Here is an 18,271-nt window from a genome sequence, read left to right as displayed (position 1 = left end):
TCCCCGAACTTTACCACCCCGGCGGAGGCCGGGGCCCAATTGGTGAGGCCGGAGTAACGACGCACAACGCACGTCAAAGAGGTCCCCCAATTGGGCCCCGGCCTCCGCCGGGGTGGTGAACTGGTGGGGGTCGCCTCCCCGACCTAATCCAGCGCGTTCATCGCCGCGTGAACCCGCTCCTCCGCCTCCTCGCGCGGCAGACCCGGCGGCACCACCTTGCCAAACCGGAACGTGATCACCCCCGGCAGCTTCGGCCCCTTTTTCGGCCACACCAGCCCACTGTCGCACGCGATCGGCACCGTCGGCATCTTCAACGCACGGTACAGCCCGGCAAACCCCGGCTTCAATGGCGGATGCTCGCCCGGCAATACCCGCGTCCCCTCCGGAAAGATCAGGATCGAGCGCCCGGTCGCCTTCGCCGCGGTCGCCTCGCGCATCATGCTGCGCAACGCCGTCGCCGACGCCTCGCGGTCGACCACGATCGCGCCGTAGCGCCGCGCCGCCCAACCCCAGGCCGGGATATCCGCCAGTTCGCGCTTCAGCACGATCGCAGGGCCGTCGAGCAGCGCCTGCAATTCGAGCGTCTCGAACATCGCCTGATGCTTGCACGCATAGAATGCCGGTTCGGTCGGCCGCGTGCCCTCGATCCGGATATGCACGCCGAGAATCACTCGCGCGCACCAGCGATGGAAGCGCGTCCAGATCGTCGAATGCACGATCACCGCGCGCGATCCGAACAGCGCCGAGATCGGCACGGTCACCACGATCGGCACCGAGATCGTATAGAAAACGAGCATGAACGCCCAGTTGCGCAACCAAATCATCCGCCAAATCCAATCCACAACGCGATCCGGCGAAGGATCAACTTGTTGTATTCGTTGACCAAGGTCCCGAGCCGCGGCGTCCCCGGCACGCCATCGCCGAGAATCACGACATTCTTGTCGAGCGCCGCCGACAGCTCCATCCGCGCCCGCGCCACATGCCAGTCCGACGTCACCAGCCGCACCGACCGGTATTTGTGCACGCGCACCCACTGCGCGGTCTCCTCGGCATTCGACCGCGTATCGACCGCGTCGGCCCCGAGATCGATGCAGCACGCGAACAGCGCGGGCGACGTCCGGTATTCGAGCGCGAGATCGATCGGTCGCACCCCCGGCGCGACGCCCGTCACCAGCATCCGCTTCGCCTGGTGATCGCGGAGCAACGCGATGCCGCGGTCGATCCGCCCTGCTCCGCCGGTTGGCACGACGATCGCATCCGAGGTGAACCCGTTCAGCGGCTTGGGCAGCATCAGCATGAACAGCGCAAAGCCGAACGCCCAGGCGAGCGCCATGATGCCGAACAGCCGGACGATCACAGGATATGCCTCAGCGCGCGGACGATCGTGACACGCGCGGCGAGCGTGGCGAGAACGACGAACGCGACGGGCAACAGCGCGAGCACCACCCAGTCGACCCCGCCAAGCGTCACCCCGCCGAGCAGGTCCGAACCGAGCCCGTGGAACCGGATGCCGATGAACGTGACGATCAGCAACGCCGCGACACCACCACCCACGCCGCCGATCGTCGCATCGAGTGCGATCCGCCGCTGGAACAGCCGCGCGACCTGAAGATCGGTCGAGCCGAGCATGTGCATCACCGCGATCGTGGCGCGATGCGTCTGGAGCCCCGCACGGGCGGCGAGCACCACCACCGCGGCGGTCGCGCTCGCCATCAGCAGAACCAGCGCCAGCGCGAGGAACGTCAACGTGCGCATCACGTCGTTGACCGGCGACATCCAGCTTTCGTGCCGGTCGACGCGGACACTTGAATTCAGACGCCGAACGTTAGCCGCAACGCGCAACGCGGCTGCCTCGTCATGATCGGCGACGTCGACGTCGATCATCGCCGGCACGGGCAATTGCGGATCGGCGCCGTCGGAGCCAAGCCAGGGCTGCAGCAACCGTGTCAGCTCCGCGCGATCGACCGGCGTCGCCGTCGCCACCGCCGGCATCGCCCGCAAGGCAGCAAGGACACGGGCAGCGGCAACGTCACGCCGCACCGGATCGCCATCGACGATCTGCACCGTCAACCGCCCCGCCAACTGCCGATCGAGCAACCGCGCCGCACCCGCAGTCGCGAGGCCAAGTGCGGCGGCGAGCATCGTCAGGAACAGCATGATCGCCATCACCCACGTCATCGCACGCAGGCCGCCCGCTTCGTCGAGCACGCGGCGCTCTGCCGAGGACCGCGCTTTGGTCGCGCGACTCATGAATCGGGCCGCGTCGGCGGATAGCGGAGCGCGCCCGTCGGATCGAGCAACCGCCCACGATCGAGCCGCATCATCTGCGCGCCCGGTATCCGCCCCAGCAGATGGAAGTCATGCGTCGCGACGACGACCGTCGTCCCCAGCTTGTTGAGCGATTCGAACAAATGCAGCAGTCGCTCGGCCATGTCGGGATCGACGTTGCCCGTCGGTTCGTCCGCAACCAGGATCTCGGGGCGCGCAATCACCGCGCGCGCGATCGCGACACGCTGTTGCTCGCCGCCCGACAATGTCGCCGGTCGTGCATCTGCGCGGTCGCCGAGTCCTACCCAGGTGAGCATCTCGCGCACCGGTTGCTCGATATCCGCCTCGGGCATCCCCGCCACGCGCAAAGGCAACGCGATATTGTCCCAGGTCGACAGGTGCGGAACCAGCCGGAAATCCTGGAACACCACGCCGATCCGCCGCCGGAACCCAGGCAGCCGATCGCGCGACAACACCACCGCATCCTCGCCGAACAGCCGGATCACGCCGCGCGTCGGACGTTGCGCGAGATACAGCAGCTTCAGCAACGAAGTCTTGCCGGCACCACTCGCGCCGGTGAGGAAATAAAATGCACCACTGCGCAGCGTGAAGCTGAGGTCGGACAACGTCTCGGGACCTGCGTCCGGACCCAAGCCGTATCGCAGCCCGACATTTTCGAATTGGACGATATTCGCCATGACGTGGTTGCGCCCGCTCTCGCCCGCTTGATGTCCGTGCAAATGCCCGTATCGGCGCTTTCGCATGAAAGCGCGCGCCGCTTCAAGCTTGCCACCGATACGGGCAGCGTGCTTATTCGGCACAAGATACGGTCGCGCTCCGGCGGCCGCTGGTGAAGCGTCTCCATGATCCTCCAATGTCCCGAGTGCAGCACGCGCTATCTGGTCCCCGACAGCGCGATCGGCGGCGAGGGACGCACCGTGCGCTGCGCCAATTGTCGACATAGCTGGTTCCAGGCGCCCGCACAGGTGATCGAGGATGCGCTGGAAATCCCGGCCGCGACGCCGCTCGCGCCCGTGCCGCCGCCGCTCGCGCCGCTGATGCGGACGCCGGACCCGGTCGAGGGGTTCACACCGTTTGCCGCTGCGCCCCCGGCCCCGACCCAGACCCAGATCGCGCCGGAACCAGCCTTTGCGCCTCCCGAATTCATAGTCCCGGATTACACGTCGGTCGTTGAGCAGCCCCCGTATACGCCGCCGCTGAAACCTCGGCGCAATACGGCACGGTGGTGGACCGTTGCCGCGGTCCTGGCCGGGCTGTTGATGCTGATCGCGGTCGGATCGATCGTTTATCTCGGCGCGCCAGGCGTGGTGGCCAAACTAGGGTTCGGGCTCGGCAGTGCGGAGACGCCGCTGCGACTGCGCGACAATCCGATCGAGCGGCGCGAACTGGAGAACGGCTCTGAGCTGTTCGCGGTCAGCGGCCAGGTGACCAATCCATCGGACCAGCGCCAGCGCGTCCCCGACATCCGCGCCGAACTCCGCGATGCGCAGGGACGGCTGGTGTATAGCTGGACGATCACGCCGCAGCAGCGGACGCTGGCACCGGGCGGTGCCGTCGATTTCAACTCGGCGACGCTGAACGTGCCGCCCAACTCGAAGCGGCTCGAACTGAGCTTTGCGGGTGAGGCGACGCGCTAGCTTTGCGATCCTCCCCCGTCAGGGGAGGGTCACGTCAGCCCTCCCCGTCAGGGGAAGATCGAGTCAGCGCCGCAATCGTCGGCTGACGATCCAGAAGCGGCCGCCGTGCAGGATCGCGGCAGTCAGCATGCCAAGGCCAGAGGCGTAGACCAGCGCCATCGGGCCGACACCAGCGTACACCATCCACCAGCCCGCGCCGCCGGTGACGACGAAATACGCGACGATGCTGTTCACGCCCGCGACGACCTGATCGCCGAGCGAGCGGAGCGCGTAGACCAGCACCACTTGCGCACCGTCGAACAGGATGAACGGCGCCCAGACCGGTAGCATCGCCAGCGCGACAGTATGCGTGGCGAGGTCGGCCGGAAACGCCGCGACGATCGGCCCGCGCGCAACGATCAGGACGATGCCGCACAGACCGAGCGCGAGCATCGACAGCCCGGTCGCGATCAGCGCGCGGGAGATGCCCGCTTTGGGATCGCCCTCACCGACTGCATTGCCGACGCGGACACCGCAGGCGGAGCCGAGGCCGAGCGCCAACCCGAACGTGACGTTGTGGACCGAGAACACGATCTGGAACGCATGCGCGACATCGTCGCCGAACTGCGTCGACAGCGCGATCAGGATCGAGAAGCCGGCAAGTTCGAGCCCGGACGCGACGGCGGGGACGATTCCGAACACCGCGAGTGCGGCGATTCCGGCCGGCACTCCGCGCCATGCCGCGAGGTCGATTCGCCGGACTCCACGCTCCTTGGCGCGCGGCAGGGTCAGTGCCGCAGTAATCATGCCGACCGCGCCAAGACCCGACGCGATCGCGGTGGCCGTCGCCGCCCCGACTGCGCCCGTCGCCGGCAGCCCGAGATGGCCGCCCGACATCGCCCAGGCGAGCACAGCGTTGAGCGGCAGGATCGATAAATTCACGACCGCGACACGGCGCGGCCGGCTGACGCCCTCCAGGAAGAAGCTGGCGGCGACGATCATCAATTGCGGCGGATAGGTGAACGCCATCACCCGCACGACCCGCCCGGCCGGCTCGACCAGCGCAGGCGCGACACCGATCCCGGCGAGCATCGCGTCCGCGAAGACGAACATGACGACTCCTACGACGAGCCCGAGCAGTAACCCCAACACCAGCCCTTCGCGGAGCACCTGCCCGGTACGCGGCAGATCCCCCGCCCCATCGGCACGTGCGGTATGGACGAGGACGCCCGACAACCACGCAAGCCCGGTGACGATCGCGATGAACGTCAGCGAGCGGCTCGCGCCGAGCGCCGCCACCTCGTGCGCGCCGACCAGCCCGACGACGATCACGTCTGTGACGTGCAGGATCGTCCAATTGAGGCTGGTCAGCATCACCGGCCACGCGAGCGCGAGCACGCGCCGCGTTTCGGCTCTGGTATCGGTTGAAAAAAGGAAGCGGGGCATCGTTTGCGGTACCGAACGAACGGTTTTTCGCAAAGGCCGTTGCGTAGCGTTCAAACCCTTGCTAGTGGCGCTCGCCTACCAGATGCCGGGTCCGCCCGGTGATGTTTCATGGGCGGCCATGGCGGAACTGGTAGACGCGCAACGTTGAGGTCGTTGTGGGCGAAAGCCCGTGGAAGTTCGAGTCTTCTTGGCCGCACCATTTTTTCTGACGAGAGTAAATACCCCCTTCGAGGGTCCCCCTTGCTGCGCTTGTGCGTTGGCTTTGGTTGAAGAGATTTGGGCCCGCGTGGAGCAATTTGCATGAGTTCGATCGACGACACGATCATCGACACGCCCGAAGGCCCGATGACATTCGCGCAGTGGAAAAAGAAGAACCCGGTCCAGCTGCCCTCGCGCCGGACCAAGGGAAAGAAGCTGCCCAACAAGGTGAAGTTGACCACCGACGAGAAATAGGCGGGCAACATTCCCCTCCCCGCAAGCGGGAGAGGAGACGGTTAGTGCCGCTCGTCCGAACTCCACGACCCCTGCTTCGCGCGGATCATCCGCGCCTGAAATTTCACCCGCTGCCAGAACGTCGCATCGTCTAGCCGCCATTGGCGAATCGCCTGCGTCGCCAGCGTCTCGATCAACGCCTCACTCGTCGCTGCGTCCTGCATCGCGAATGCTCGTGCGAGATCCTCGACGCACGGACCATGATCGGTAAAGTCGCGCGGCAGCGGCATGGGGGTGGGCTGAATCGGCATCGGCATAGGTCTTTCTCCCTGTATTATCCCCGCCCGCCGAACAGCGCGCGCGTTGCGCCACCGATCGTCGCTTGGTCGAATTTCAGCCGCATCGTCACGTACGGCCCCTGCCGCGTGTAGCGGTCGTCCTCGAAATCGCGGTCGCGGTAGCCCGACACGTTATAGCCTGCGGTGATCCACGTGTTCTGCGCAGGCGACACGCCGACCGACGGCCCGCCGCTCCACGACCAGGCGCCGCGCGACCAGGCATGCTGCGCCGATCCGCTCACGCCGATATCGAACCGCGTGCCGACATCCTGGCGCAGCTCGAACCCGGTGACGTCGATATACCCGTCATAGGTGTCGTCGGCGAACCGCCCCGCGACGTATTTCGCGCCGTAATACAGCGTCGCCTCGGTCCCGTGGCCGAGCCCTTCCGGACCGGTGCGATAGTTCACCGCGAGGTTGTTGATGATCCGCGACGTGACCTGATCGCCGCCGCCATAGGCGGGTACGCCGAGGGCATTGGAGTCGGTGAACCCCGCATCCGCGCTCTCATGCCGCAGCTCGAGCCGTTCGAGCACCGACCAGCGGCTGTCGAGCGGGCGGAACGCAAGCGCCAGATCGGCGGTGGCATAGGTCGCGACCGCGCCGCTCTTGTCGGTGATCGTGTACGCCTTGATGCTCGACGCGAGCGTCTTGCCCTGCCCCAGCGTGCGCAGGAAGTTGGTGGTGATCCCCCAGCGATCGCCGCTGTCGGCATTGCGGTATTCGAGCCGCCCGTTCACCGACCAGCGTGCGTGGCGATAGGTCGCCCCCAGCGTCATCGCGGCGTAATCGCCGTTGGTCTGGTCCTGCCCGACATAGCCGCCCGAGGTGACCGGCTGGAACGCGTTGACCACCGCACCGTCGGGAATCTTGCCGTTCAGCGTGTTGCTGGCATCGAGCGTGCCGTCGACCGTCCAGTGCTTGCCGAGCGGCACCGATTGGCTGAGCCCATATTGCGCATAGGTCCGCGCACCGTTTTCGCCGATCGCCTGCTGGTTGAGCGTGCTCATCAGCTTGGCGCCGGTCCAGGGCGCGACGTCGACGCCGAACTGCTTGGTATGCGCGACATAGCCGTCGCCATTGGCGATCTCATACCCGCCGATCAGGCGGATGCCGGGCTTGATCCGGTAGGCGAGCTGAATCTGGTGGCGCACCGGGAAGTCGATGCTGTCGCTGTCGCCGCCGGGTGCAAACTGCGTCTGCCCGGTCACCGTCAGCTTGTCGCCGAACAGCGCCTGGCTGCCGCCGAGCGTGAGCAACCGGCTGTCGCGGTCTTTGCCGTCGACGCCGCGATCCGCCGCATACTGGCCGCCGACGAAGATCGTGCCCGTGTTGCGGCGATATTCGAGGCGGACGTCCGCGGCGGTCCGCGTCCCCGCGCTGTCGAGCTGCTGCTGGTGCCAGGCGACCCCCGTCAGGCTGATGCGGTCGGTCAGCCGCAGACGACCATCGAGCCCGAATTTGCGCGTACCCGCTTCGACAAGGTTCTGCTGGCCAACGCCGAACGCGGTATCCTGCTGACGTGCATAAGCGAGCAGGTCGAGCTTCGTCCCATGATGATCGACCTCGGCGAGATAGGCGAGCCCCTGCCCCAGCCCCTGCCGCCCACCCTTGGCGATCTCGCCGCGCAGTTCGGTGGTGGCGGTCACGCGCGCCTTGATATCGGCGCCGAGCACGGTGGCCTTGCCAACGGTCTCGTCGCGGATGACCGCGACGCCGACCTCGACCCGGCCATCGGCCAGCTTGGTCGCGACGCGCCCGGCAGCGGCGAGCTTCGACGACTTGCCTCCCTCGACCTCATAATCCGCGACGATGAAGATCGGATTCAAATTGCCGTCGCGGCTGAGGATCGGCTGGCGGAAGCGGACCGTGCCCATCGACGTGTCGATGTCGTAGTCGATGTGGCGGGTCAGTTCGGTGCTCGAGACGATCAGCTCGGAGCGGAAGCGGTCGCGCGTCTCGAGCCGCAATTTGTCGCTATTCGGGACGATGTTGCGCCCCGACAGCCGGTATGGTCCGCTCAGGCCGTTGCCCTGGATCTCATCGCGCGAATACAGCGTGTCGGTGTTCGCCGCGAACCCGGTCGCGCGCACCCGCTTGCCCTCGTACGCCGCCTTCACGCCGTTGAGCGTACGGCTGTAGCGGGTCAGCTGCGCGTCGGTGAAGCCGGTCTCGAAATCGCCGAACAGCGCATAGAATTCGCGACGCTCGAGCCGCAGGTACAGCTTCCGCCGGGTTGCCGCATCATAGCCCTGACGCGAACCGTCGCCATAGACGGTGTAATAGCGGTCGGGATCGATCGTGCCGAGCAAACCGCGGTCGGGATCGTATTTGCGATCGCTGTCATAGGCGATCGTCGCCAGCCATGAGCCCTTGACGCGACCCTTGGCGTAGAAAGCGAGCTGGCCGTCGGTGACGACGCTGTTACGCTGCGACCGCGGCAGGCCCGATTGGCGCTTGCTGAGCATGTCGTAGCCAAGCGAGCCCGCGCCGAACCCGACCACGACCCAGTCCTTGGCGGACGCTGCGAGCCAGGCGCGAACCTCGTTGGCGTGGACGACCTTATCCTCGGTCAGCGAGACGACGACGTGAACCGCGCCGGCCTGCGTGGTCGGCTGGAGGGCGATGAAGGCTAACCCGTCGTCACCGACCACCTGCGCAGTGGTGGACGAGCGTTCGCGGCCGGCAAGCTGACGCCCCTGTTCGAGCTCGGCCTCGACTGCGGCGGTATAGGGCTGGTCGACGGTGAACGGGACGAGCGTGCCGGCGCGAACCGGGCGACCGGTCTTGTCGGTGACGCGGATCGCGATCAGCGGGCGGGTCAGGCCATCGGCGACGAGCCGGCTGCTGGCCGCGTCGAATACCGCGCGGACGCCGGGGCCGGAATAATACACGACGCGCTGGAGGGTCTTCACGACGCTGCCGTCGGCGGCAAGAATGCGGGCATCGAGGCGATTGTCGCCGTCGATCAACGGGATACCCGTCCAGCGCGACACCGCGATATCGGTGCCATCGCGTGTGTCGGTACCGTCGAACGCGAGGGGCTCGACCTGCTTGCCGTTGATCGTGAGCGCGACGCGCTGGCCGGGCATGTGCTTGATGACCGCACGGATGATCGGCGCGCGTGGGTTGTGGTCGGCGGTCGGGAACAGCCAGTCGATGCCGGCCGCCTGTTCACCCGTCAGCCAATCGCGGCTCCCCGCGGCGATGGCGGCATCCGGGACCGCGACGGGAAGCCCGGCATCCGCCGCCTTGGCCTTGCCGGTCGGCTTCAGCTGGAAGTCGACGCGCTTCAGCAACCCGCCATCGCCCTCGACGAAGCGCGAGATCGGGCTGTTCGCTTGGCGTGTGTCGATATCGCAGGCGACCGGCACGTGCGTCGCGGGGATGCTCGACGTGTCGATCTGGACGACGTGACGCCCAGCGCGGACGCCCTCGAAATGGTACAGCCCGTCGCGGTCGGTGGCGACGAACGTGCCGTCCTCCATCAGCAGGCGGATTCCGGGCACGCCCTTGCGCTTGTCGACGGGATCGCCGCAATTCCCCTCGGTGACGCGGCCGATGATCGTCATCGCGTCGGTGAACAGCAGCGGGCGTAGACGCACGGACGCCGCGGCTTCGTTGCTGGTAATGGTACCCTGCCCGGCGACGCGCGCACGATTGAGCGCTTCGCCGGTCGGGGCGCCCGGTGCGATGCTGACGACGTATTTCAGCTCGGTCGAGGCACCGGCGGCGAGCACCGGGATGACGAAATCGAGGTTGCGGCCATCGCTCGACACGGTCGGCTCGTCCCCGCCGCGCGCGGAATTACGTTCGTAGCGCAGACCGCGGGGCAGCGTGTCGGCGACATGGAGCCCGCGGGCCGGGACAGAGTCGCGGTTGGTGATCCGCAGCAGATACTGGACGAAATCGCCCGGCGACGCCTCACGCACCGAGGCGACTTTGGTCAGCAGCAGCGTGCCCGCGCCGGGGCTGTCGAGCGGAATGTCAGCGGAGAACGGCTCGGGTGTCGACAGCGTCAGCGAGCCGCCGAAACTCGTGTCGTTGAGAATGAACGGCCTGCCCTGCGGGTCCTTGAGCGCGGCCAGCGTGGCGCGGTCGACGGTGGAGGGCGCGGTATAGGTACCGGGTGGCGCGACCTTGATGAAATAGCGCCCCGGCGCCGTCAGCGGGAAACGATAGCGCCCGGTCTCGCCAGGATAGACGCGGCCGCCGGCGTCGGTGACCGCTTCGCCGGTGACGACGGTGGAAGGATAGCGGCTGACGCCGTCGTCCCCGAACACGGTCGCGGGCTGGCCTGTCTCGTCGACCAGCGACACGGTCGTGCCGTCGATCAGCGCGCCGGTCCGCGAATCGAAGGTGTAGCCGGCCGGGTCGATCAGCAGCGACGCCATTGAAGCGAGGCTGTAGCCGTCTTCGGAAAAGCTGAGCTTGATCGTCGCGCCGCGCTGGTTGCGAATGTCGCATGCGGCGAGTTCGGGATGCTTGCCGGTCGCGCTGGCGGGGATGCCGCCGGCGAAGATCCCGCTGTCGACGGCGGTTTCGGTCAAGGTCAGCGTCGTGTGGATCGTGCCGACGTCGACATCGATGACCGACGTCTCGCGCAGATCGGGATCGTGGTTGCCGGCCTGGTTGTCGAGCACGAGGATCATGTCCGCGTAGATGTCGACCGCGGCGACCCAGGGTGATGCGGCGTAGGTCGCAGCGTCGATCGGCGACGGCGTGAACAGGAGCGATGGCGCGGTCTGGCACTTGGCGCCGGTCAGCTCGTAATTCGGCGGCGGCAGGTGAAAGGTAAGCGTCGTCGGACGCTTGGCGCGGTTCACGTCGAGCGCGACCGTATTGGACGGGATCGCACGCACGCCGGAGTCGCTGGCCGCATCGTCGAACGACAGCGTCGCGGTATTCTGGATACGCGTCTGGGCGCTCGCCGGCAGGATACCGATGACAAGCCCGATCAGCGTCAGGAATAGGGCGCACAGGCGCAAGAGGCGGCGGAAGCTGGGCATCAAGGGTCCGCTCCCGGCACGCGTCCTTCACGCGCGCCGGGATCGGTCGGTCCTTTCGGGTGCGAGGGTATGGGTTTAGTTGATCGTCACGCGGAACGTCGCTGCGACCGATGTCCCGCCGAGCAGGACCGGGATCGTCGCATTCACCGTCTTCGTGTTCGTGTTGAACGAGCCGGTATAGTTGAGCACCGGCACGGTCACCGATCCGTCGTCCGCCAACGGGACGCCGCCGACGATCCCCGTCAGCAGGCATGTATTCCCGAGCGCGATCGCGCCGATCGCGAGCGAGTTGGTGACATAGGTGGTGTTGGCCGGGATGACGTCGGTGAGCACGACGTTGGACGCCGGCGTGCCGACCGTGCCGTTGTTGACGATCAGGCAATATTGCACGACCGCGCCCGGGATAGCTTTTGGCGAAAGGGCAAGGTTGACCGGATCGTTCAGCACCAGTTGCGACTTGGCGACGCTCAAAGCGACATTGCGCGTGGTGATCTCGTAGCCGAGCGACGCGCGGCCCTGCCCGTTCAGCGCAACGTCGCCGCCGAGGCCATCGGAGTCGTTGTCGGCAAAGACCACATCGACGACAGCATCGTCGTTCGGGGCGACGCTGGCCGCCAGCGGCAAGCCCTGCGCGGCTGCATCACCACCCGCCGCGACCTGTGCGATCAGCGTGATGCCGGCAAGCGCGTTAGCCTGGTTGTTGGGAATGTCGGCGACGATGAAGACGACCGCCGACTGATCGGCACCGAGCTCGTTGATGTAGGTCACGGTATCGGTCCCGGCGTCATAGGTGCCGTTGCCGTTCGAATCGACGTAGATGTGGATATTGGTCACGTCGAAATTGTCGCCGGTGAACAGGTTCGTGATCGGCGTCTGGCTCGACGACAACAGGAAATCCTGCGTGCCGTTGGTGTTGTTGGTGACCTTGAACGTCGTAACCGCCGCGGTCTGGCCGATCGCCACCTGTGTGTTGTTCGGCTGGTTCGCGATCACGGTCAGGTTGACCTTGCGATCGACCACGAAGCTCGTCGTGTTCGACGTCGCCGACTGCTGGACGCCGTTGACCGAGTAGCTGGCCTGCGCAGTGTTGGTGACCGACGTGCCGGCGGCAGTGCCGGCGGGCCCCGGTGCCTGCGCACTGGCTGTATTGGTCGCGATACCAAGCGACACGACCGCAGCCGTTCCGGCCATCAGCGTGCGAATTACCCCTTTTGCGTACATTCCGAATTATTCCTTCTGTGTAGATTGCGAGAGCTGGGTCGACGGAGGCGCACTCATTTCAGGACGGCCTGGAACGCGAACTGACCTTGCGAACCGGCCGCTAACGGGCTTGCGAGGCGCCACCGGACGCTGGTGACATCGTTGGGGCTCGCCGGGCGCGTGCTGCCGTCGAGGCTGCGGACGCGCAGCGTGGCGAGCGAACCGAAAGTCTTGCCGTCGACCGACACGTCGGGTGCCGGCGAGCCGGGATTGGCCGAGCGATAGGCGATCTGCCGCGGCAACGGATTGTCGAGCACCACGTTGCTCAGTGGCTGCGTACCGGTGTTGCGATAGGCGAGTACGAAGATGACCTTGTCGCCCGGCGTCACCTTCGACGGTTTCACCAGCGCGATCCGCGTGGTGCCGTCGGCGGCTGCGGCGCGGCTTTCGACCAGGATACTGCTGGTGACCTGCAACGGCCCTGCGGCCGCGGAGGCGACGGCAGCAGTGGCCGCCAGGACGGCGGCAATCATCGGACGCGTGATCATGACTATGCTCCTCATTGAATCTTGGCTTTGAACTGGACGGTGTGGACGGACGCCGCGGCGACCTGCCCGAGCGCGACGGCGATGCCCGGACCTTGTGCGCCACCAGCCGGTGCGCCGCCGGTCGCATCGAAGCGGCCTGCGTCGCCGTCCGCGGCGTCGCTCAGCAGCGCGCCATCGAGCGTCAGGCTGCCGGGGACGAAAACCGTGCCCGCCGGGATTGGATCGGCGATCCGCGCGCCGGTGACGGCATCGGTGAAGCGCGCCTCGAGCGTATAGGTGATGACCGAATCGCGAACCGCGTTCTGCGATCCATCGGCGGCGCGCACCGACTGGCTCTTGATCAACGCAGGACCGGCACGTGCGCTGGCCAGTGGGACGACCACGCTGGCAGTGGCACCGGTCGGCCCGACGACCGCGTCGCCGCCACCGTCGCCGCGACCGGCATAGCCACTTCCTGGCACACCCGACCCGGTCAGCGCCCGCGCGGTCATGGTCAGTGTGGCATCGGCGACGGACTGTTCCGCGGTCCCGACCAGGACCGCGAACACCGTGATCGACTGGCCCGGCGCAAGCGCCGGTACCGTCGCGTCGACCGGTGGGAGGTCGATGGCAGGATCATAGCGTCCGTTGCCATCGGCATCGATCGCCAGCGTGCGCAACGTCATCGCTGGGGACGAGATGCTGGTCGCCAGCACGAACGATTCGGTCCCATTGTCGGCATTGGTCAGGACGAACGGGATGATCGTGGGCAGTGCGGGCGGCGGCGCAACCGTGATCACGCCCTGCCCTTCGCGCACCAGGCGGGTGTCGAGCCGTTCGGCGACGATCAGCGTGACCGTGTTCGAGGTGACGGACCGGGTGCCACCGTCCATGTCGTACCGAAGATTAGCGGTGTTGAAGATCACGGTGCCCGCTAAGCTTTCCGCACGTGCGGCGGACGGGGCGGCAGCCATAGCGAGGCCGGCCGCGATCGTGACGATCGCGAAGAGCGCAGCAACGCTCGCACGGGTCCGACTTGTATCAGCCCGTATCTTTAAGATGACGCCTGCGCGCAATGTGTTCCCCACCCTTTGATGGGGAACAGATCGAGCACTTGGCCTTAATCAAATGCTACGAAATCGTAACGGTATGTTTTATGAGCAAACTTGACATATTTGCGACTAAATCGGTTATGATAAATCAGTCAGGATCAATCGACCCGATCTGCTACGTTTTTGTCCCTATTCCGATATAAAGTCGAAATAGGCCTATCAAAATGCCCGGATCAACGGCGACGCAGCGCGCGAAGATAACCGCGCATCGCCTGGTCGCCACTATGGCTCAGCGAAATTTCGACACGTCGCCGATCTGTAGGGTCGATTACCCGATCGATGAGCTTCAGCTTGTGCAGATGTTCGATCCAGCGCTGGGACGTGGTAACCGGCGCATCGGACATGCTGACCAGCGCCTTGATGTTCATCGGCTGGCGTTCATCCCGCGATACGAACAGGGCGAGCAACATATCCCAGGCTGGCTCGTGAAATAGCTCGGGGGGTAGGAAACGACGTCGCAGCCGTCGATCGGCAAGCACCGCCTCGGCGTGCGCTACGAGTTCCGTCTCACTGGGCTCGGCACCGACCGGTTCCGGATCCGCAGCATGGGCAACGCGGCCGTTGAATTCTTCAGCGACCGCCGAAAGCTTGGCGGTCAGATCCTTGATCAAATCAACTACCGACTCGTTCTTCACCAAACACTCCCTTGTCCGTCTTCAACGAGGTAATCGACCCATTGATCCGGTACATCGGACGGGTCGCACCGCCTTTGCCGTCCTTTTCAGCGGGTAGCACCGCGGGATCATTGTCAGCGCAAACTCCACGTCAACATGACAGGATTATCGGCAGTTTCCATGCAAAAATGGACTGTTTCCGGTACAACCCTACACATTGAAGGGATATTTTCATATTTGACCGGGACATGCGCGCCATTGTGGGTGCAATAGATTGAATCTAACTAACCATTGTGGTTTTATCTGTATTGATTTGGCGCAATTCACACACTTATCCGCCATCAATACTATGGTATACTTTCGATCCACCGCGATAGGACGCCTGAAACCACCTGTGTTTGAGGACATCAGCTTGCAAGGGGATCCAACGATGGCCGCGACTCGAATATATGCGCTACTGCAAGAGGCGTGCGCTGCGCTGGAAGCGTCTGAGGACCATGCAATCGCGGCCTATGTTGGTTTCGCGATGGCGCTGGTCGAGGAAAAATACGGGGTCGGACACGACCATCTTGAAAGCGTCGGCTGCGACTGACCATGCGATCTCGCGTGACGGGGGTGGCTGCGGCAATTCGCCGTTTTACGACTTTTCAGGTGAGCATGACGGATTGCGACGCGACTTGTTTTCGGGGAAGCATGCGGATTGTCGGCCGCCGCGACGTCTATGTTCGTCGACCGTGCGTTGAGTGTTCGACCCGCGTGTCCTCGCACGTGGATGAAAGGACGTCGTACCCGTTTCCATGCCCGCTCCACCAACCACCGATACCTCTCAGCAACTGCCTGCGTATTTAAACGCTGTCGGGACCGCTGTTCCCGATCATGACATCCACGCGGCGTTCATCGCCTGGGCGCGCGAGCGGACCGGTGCGCGATCGACCAAGGTGTTCGACCGGATGGCCTCACGGTCGGGTATCGCGCATCGCTGGTCGGTCTTGCCGCCGACCGCGGATGGCGGCTCGCCAGTCGACGATGCTGGGTTTTACGCAACCGAACCGCATCCCGGGACGGCTGCAAGAATGACGCTGTACGCCGAGCATGCGCCCGCTCTGGCGATCCGCGCGATCGAGGCGTTGCGCAAGCAGATCGCCGTCGAAGGCATTACGCATCTGGTCGTGGCAAGCTGCACCGGTTTCGTCGCGCCCGGCATCGACCAGATCATCGCGCGCCGACTTGGGCTGTCGCCCAGCGTCGAACGGCTGCTGATCGGCTTCATGGGATGCTACGCGGCGGTCGTTGCGCTGCGTAACGCGCGTCACATCGTCCGCTCCGAGCCCAAGGCGCGCGTGCTCGTCGTGACGGTCGAACTCTCGACGCTGCATCTCCAGCCTGCCAACGACATCGAGCCGTTGCTGGCGATGCTCCAGTTCGGCGACGGCGCCGCGGCCGCGCTGGTCACTGCGGACGCGACCGGGATCGAACTCGGCACGCCGTTCGCCGCCGCGCTGCCAGATACCGAAACGCTGATCCGCTGGGACGTCACCGATGCGGGGTTCGCAATGCATCTGTCGGGCGAGGTGCCTGCGCGGATCGCGACCGCGCTCGCGGATGCCGCATTCCGCACGATCGTCAGCGACGGCCAGCCGCCCGAGACGATCGACGGCTGGGCGGTCCATGCCGGCGGGCGATCGATCCTAGACGCGGTCGAGCATGCGATGCATCTGAACCCTGAGGCGCTGGCGGCGTCGCGTCAGGTGTTGGCGGACAATGGCAATATGTCGTCGGCGACGTTGATGTTCGTGTTCGAACGCCTCCTGGCCAGGCCGCCGATCGGGCGCGGCGTCGCGCTGGCGTTCGGGCCGGGCCTCGCGGCGGAGGGCTTCGGGTTCCGGAGCGCGGTATGAGCCTCGCATCATCCAGCCTAGCCGTTCGCAGCCAGGCCGAAGAGCTGATGGACGCCGACGATCTCGACGCAGCGACTTATGCCGATGTGGTCGGCGATTTAGCGACCGTGAACACCGTGACGATGGCGCGCCGACCGACGCTCGATTTCCTCGATCGGGCGATCAAAGGGCGGACACGATTCCGGTTGCTCGATGTGGGTTTCGGTGACGGCGATATGCTGCGGCGGATCGCGCGCTGGGCAAAGGCGAAAGGCATCGAGGCTGATCTTGTCGGCGTTGATCTCAACCCGCGCAGCGAGCAGGCGGCGCGCGTGCATGGCGGCGATATCCGCTACGTCACAGGCGACTATGCCGATCTCGCCGACGAACCTTGGGACGTGATTGTCAGCAGTCTCGTCGCGCATCACATGACGCACGAGCAGCTCGTCGCGTTTCTACGGTTCATGGAGCGCCACGCGACCGCGGGGTGGTTCGTCAACGACCTCCACCGCCATGGGTTCGCACACTGGGGGTTCCCGATCCTGGCCACGCTCGCGCGCTGGCACCCGATCGTCCGGCACGACGGCACACTGTCGATCGCGCGCAGCTATCGTCCCGACGAATGGCCACCGTTGCTCGCGGAAGCCGGCGTCACCCGGGCGAAGGTCCGCCGCATCTTTCCGTTCCGGTTATGCGTCGAACACCTGCGCTGATCGTCGGCGGCGGGCTCGCCGGAGCCGCGACCGCAATCGGTCTCGCACGGGCTGGTTTGCCGCATCTGATCGTCGAGCGATCGCGTGAGACGGGCGATGCGATCTGCGGCGGGTTCCTGAGCTGGCGGACGCTCGAGACGCTGGCCGGGCTCGGGATCGATCCCGATACGCTCAATCCGCAGCGCGTGACGCGCGCACGTATCTTTGCAGGCAACCGCCGCGCGGAAGCTGCCCTGCCCCACCCGGCAGTCTCGGTATCACGCCACCGCCTCGATACCGTCCTACTGGCCGAAGCCAAGCGGCTTGGAACGCCGATCGAGCGCGGTGTCACCGTCCGCGAGATCGATGGCACGACCGTGCGCCTCGCCGATGGTGCGACGATCGCGACCGACGCGCTGTTCCTCGCGAGCGGCAAACACGACGTTCGCGGCATGGCCCGCCCCGAGGAGGCGCGCGGCGACGATCCGACCCTGGGAATACGGGTACGCGTCACCCCCTCACCGGCTCTGGCCCAATCGCTCGCGGGCAGCATCGAGTTGCATCTGTTCGACCGCGGCTATGCGGGACTGGCAATGCAGGAGGACGGCACCGCGAACCTGTGTATGGCGGTACACCGCTCGCGGCTTCAGGCCGCCGGATCCCCCACACAACTGCTCGAAGCTCTCGGCCGCGAGATGCCCGCACTTGGTGAATGGGTCGCGCTGATCCCCCCCAATGCCTCGATCGATGCGATCGCCAATGTCCCCTATGGCTGGCGCCAACGTACCGGCGTCGACGCGGTGTTCCGGCTCGGTGATCAGGCCGGCGTCATCCCCTCGCTCGCCGGCGAAGGCATGGGGATCGCGCTCGCCAGCGGAGTCGCGGCATCCGCCGCCTACGCAAAAGGCGGCTCCGAAGCAGGGGTCATCTGGCAGGCCGACTTCGCCCGCCGCCTGGCCCGCCCTATAGGTATCGCCAGCATCGTCCGCCATATCGCCGAGAGCGAACGCGCGACGTGGCTGCTACCGTTGCTGCGCCCCTCACTGATCCAGGTCATCGCCAACGCAACCAGAATGAGCCAGTCTTGAAATCCGTCCCGCCAGCACGAGATGCATAGTC

At 65.8% G+C, this 18,271-nt stretch carries 17 protein-coding genes and 1 tRNA gene; 7 read left to right on the top strand and 11 right to left on the bottom strand.

Annotated elements, in window-relative coordinates; translation table 11 throughout:
• Nucleotides 1–143: 143 nt before the first annotated feature.
• From C8J46_RS03400 to ftsE, 4 genes are read right to left on the bottom strand one after another with little or no spacing between them, the layout of a single operon-like run.
• Nucleotides 144–824, bottom strand: a complete 681-nt coding sequence (locus tag C8J46_RS03400) for a lysophospholipid acyltransferase family protein (RefSeq protein WP_132734989.1) — start codon at nucleotides 822–824, stop codon at nucleotides 144–146.
• Nucleotides 821–1,357, bottom strand: coding sequence for a YdcF family protein (locus tag C8J46_RS03395; protein WP_132734987.1), 537 nt, complete (start codon nucleotides 1,355–1,357; stop codon nucleotides 821–823). Before C8J46_RS03395 ends, C8J46_RS03400 begins: the two co-directional genes overlap by 4 nt.
• Complete coding sequence (locus C8J46_RS03390; RefSeq protein WP_132734985.1) at nucleotides 1,354–2,250, bottom strand: permease; 897 nt, start codon at nucleotides 2,248–2,250, stop codon at nucleotides 1,354–1,356. Before C8J46_RS03390 ends, C8J46_RS03395 begins: the two co-directional genes overlap by 4 nt.
• The gene (gene ftsE, locus C8J46_RS03385; RefSeq protein ID WP_132734983.1) at nucleotides 2,247–2,966 is read right to left on the bottom strand and encodes a cell division ATP-binding protein FtsE; all 720 of its coding nucleotides are present in this window, start codon (nucleotides 2,964–2,966) and stop codon (nucleotides 2,247–2,249) included. The genes C8J46_RS03390 and ftsE overlap by 4 nt, the downstream gene beginning before the upstream one ends.
• Nucleotides 2,967–3,131: 165 nt before the next feature.
• Here ftsE and C8J46_RS03380 point away from each other — a divergent pair, with 165 nt between their 5' ends.
• Nucleotides 3,132–3,926 carry an MJ0042-type zinc finger domain-containing protein gene (locus C8J46_RS03380; RefSeq protein WP_132734981.1) on the top strand — a complete coding sequence of 265 codons (795 nt, stop codon included), beginning with the start codon at nucleotides 3,132–3,134 and terminating at the stop codon, nucleotides 3,924–3,926.
• Nucleotides 3,927–3,989: 63 nt separating this feature from the next.
• Here C8J46_RS03380 and C8J46_RS03375 read toward each other — a convergent pair whose 3' ends face one another.
• The gene (locus tag C8J46_RS03375) at nucleotides 3,990–5,351 is read right to left on the bottom strand and encodes an MATE family efflux transporter (RefSeq protein ID WP_243643195.1); all 1,362 of its coding nucleotides are present in this window, start codon (nucleotides 5,349–5,351) and stop codon (nucleotides 3,990–3,992) included.
• A gap of 112 nt (nucleotides 5,352–5,463) precedes the next feature.
• On the opposite strand from C8J46_RS03375, the gene C8J46_RS03370 reads away from it, so the two are divergent.
• Nucleotides 5,464–5,550: transfer RNA gene (locus tag C8J46_RS03370), tRNA-Leu, on the top strand.
• A gap of 101 nt (nucleotides 5,551–5,651) precedes the next feature.
• The gene (locus tag C8J46_RS20690) at nucleotides 5,652–5,804 is read left to right on the top strand and encodes a hypothetical protein (RefSeq protein WP_165886441.1); all 153 of its coding nucleotides are present in this window, start codon (nucleotides 5,652–5,654) and stop codon (nucleotides 5,802–5,804) included.
• Nucleotides 5,805–5,845: 41 nt separating this feature from the next.
• Here the strand turns inward: C8J46_RS20690 and C8J46_RS03365 are convergent, their stop codons facing one another.
• The 6 genes from C8J46_RS03365 to C8J46_RS03340 form a co-directional block, all read right to left on the bottom strand.
• Nucleotides 5,846–6,100 carry a hypothetical protein gene (locus C8J46_RS03365; RefSeq protein ID WP_132734979.1) on the bottom strand — a complete coding sequence of 85 codons (255 nt, stop codon included), beginning with the start codon at nucleotides 6,098–6,100 and terminating at the stop codon, nucleotides 5,846–5,848.
• 17 nt (nucleotides 6,101–6,117) lie between these two features.
• Nucleotides 6,118–11,130 carry a DUF11 domain-containing protein gene (locus C8J46_RS03360; RefSeq protein ID WP_132734977.1) on the bottom strand — a complete coding sequence of 1,671 codons (5,013 nt, stop codon included), beginning with the start codon at nucleotides 11,128–11,130 and terminating at the stop codon, nucleotides 6,118–6,120.
• A 75-nt stretch (nucleotides 11,131–11,205) separates the two neighbouring features.
• Entirely contained in the window at nucleotides 11,206–12,321 is a 1,116-nt protein-coding gene (locus tag C8J46_RS03355) for a hypothetical protein (protein ID WP_243643194.1), read from the bottom strand.
• Nucleotides 12,322–12,404: 83 nt separating this feature from the next.
• Complete coding sequence (locus tag C8J46_RS03350; RefSeq protein ID WP_132734973.1) at nucleotides 12,405–12,878, bottom strand: DUF11 domain-containing protein; 474 nt, start codon at nucleotides 12,876–12,878, stop codon at nucleotides 12,405–12,407.
• A gap of 11 nt (nucleotides 12,879–12,889) precedes the next feature.
• A complete protein-coding gene (locus C8J46_RS03345; RefSeq protein WP_132734971.1) occupies nucleotides 12,890–13,831 on the bottom strand; it encodes a hypothetical protein in 942 nt (313 codons plus the stop codon).
• Between the two features lie 311 nt (nucleotides 13,832–14,142).
• Nucleotides 14,143–14,604, bottom strand: coding sequence for a hypothetical protein (locus C8J46_RS03340; RefSeq protein ID WP_132734969.1), 462 nt, complete (start codon nucleotides 14,602–14,604; stop codon nucleotides 14,143–14,145).
• A 373-nt stretch (nucleotides 14,605–14,977) separates the two neighbouring features.
• Between C8J46_RS03340 and C8J46_RS20685 the strand changes: the two genes are divergently transcribed.
• The 4 genes from C8J46_RS20685 (at nucleotide 14,978) to C8J46_RS03325 (ending at nucleotide 18,240) form a co-directional block, all read left to right on the top strand.
• Complete coding sequence (locus tag C8J46_RS20685; RefSeq protein WP_165886440.1) at nucleotides 14,978–15,175, top strand: hypothetical protein; 198 nt, start codon at nucleotides 14,978–14,980, stop codon at nucleotides 15,173–15,175.
• A 205-nt stretch (nucleotides 15,176–15,380) separates the two neighbouring features.
• A complete protein-coding gene (locus C8J46_RS03335; RefSeq protein ID WP_132734967.1) occupies nucleotides 15,381–16,481 on the top strand; it encodes a type III polyketide synthase in 1,101 nt (366 codons plus the stop codon).
• Nucleotides 16,478–17,173 (top strand): methyltransferase domain-containing protein, encoded by a 696-nt coding sequence (locus tag C8J46_RS03330; protein ID WP_207894074.1) that lies wholly within the window; start codon nucleotides 16,478–16,480, stop codon nucleotides 17,171–17,173. The genes C8J46_RS03335 and C8J46_RS03330 overlap by 4 nt, the downstream gene beginning before the upstream one ends.
• Complete coding sequence (locus C8J46_RS03325) at nucleotides 17,152–18,240, top strand: FAD-dependent monooxygenase (protein WP_132734965.1); 1,089 nt, start codon at nucleotides 17,152–17,154, stop codon at nucleotides 18,238–18,240. Before C8J46_RS03330 ends, C8J46_RS03325 begins: the two co-directional genes overlap by 22 nt.
• Nucleotides 18,241–18,271 lie beyond the last annotated feature (31 nt).

Source organism: Sphingomonas sp. PP-F2F-A104-K0414 (assembly GCF_004340945.1).
Lineage (GTDB): Bacteria > Pseudomonadota > Alphaproteobacteria > Sphingomonadales > Sphingomonadaceae > Sphingomonas.
Note: the sequence above shows the minus strand (reverse complement) of the source record. Positions and strands in the feature narration are given on the sequence as shown.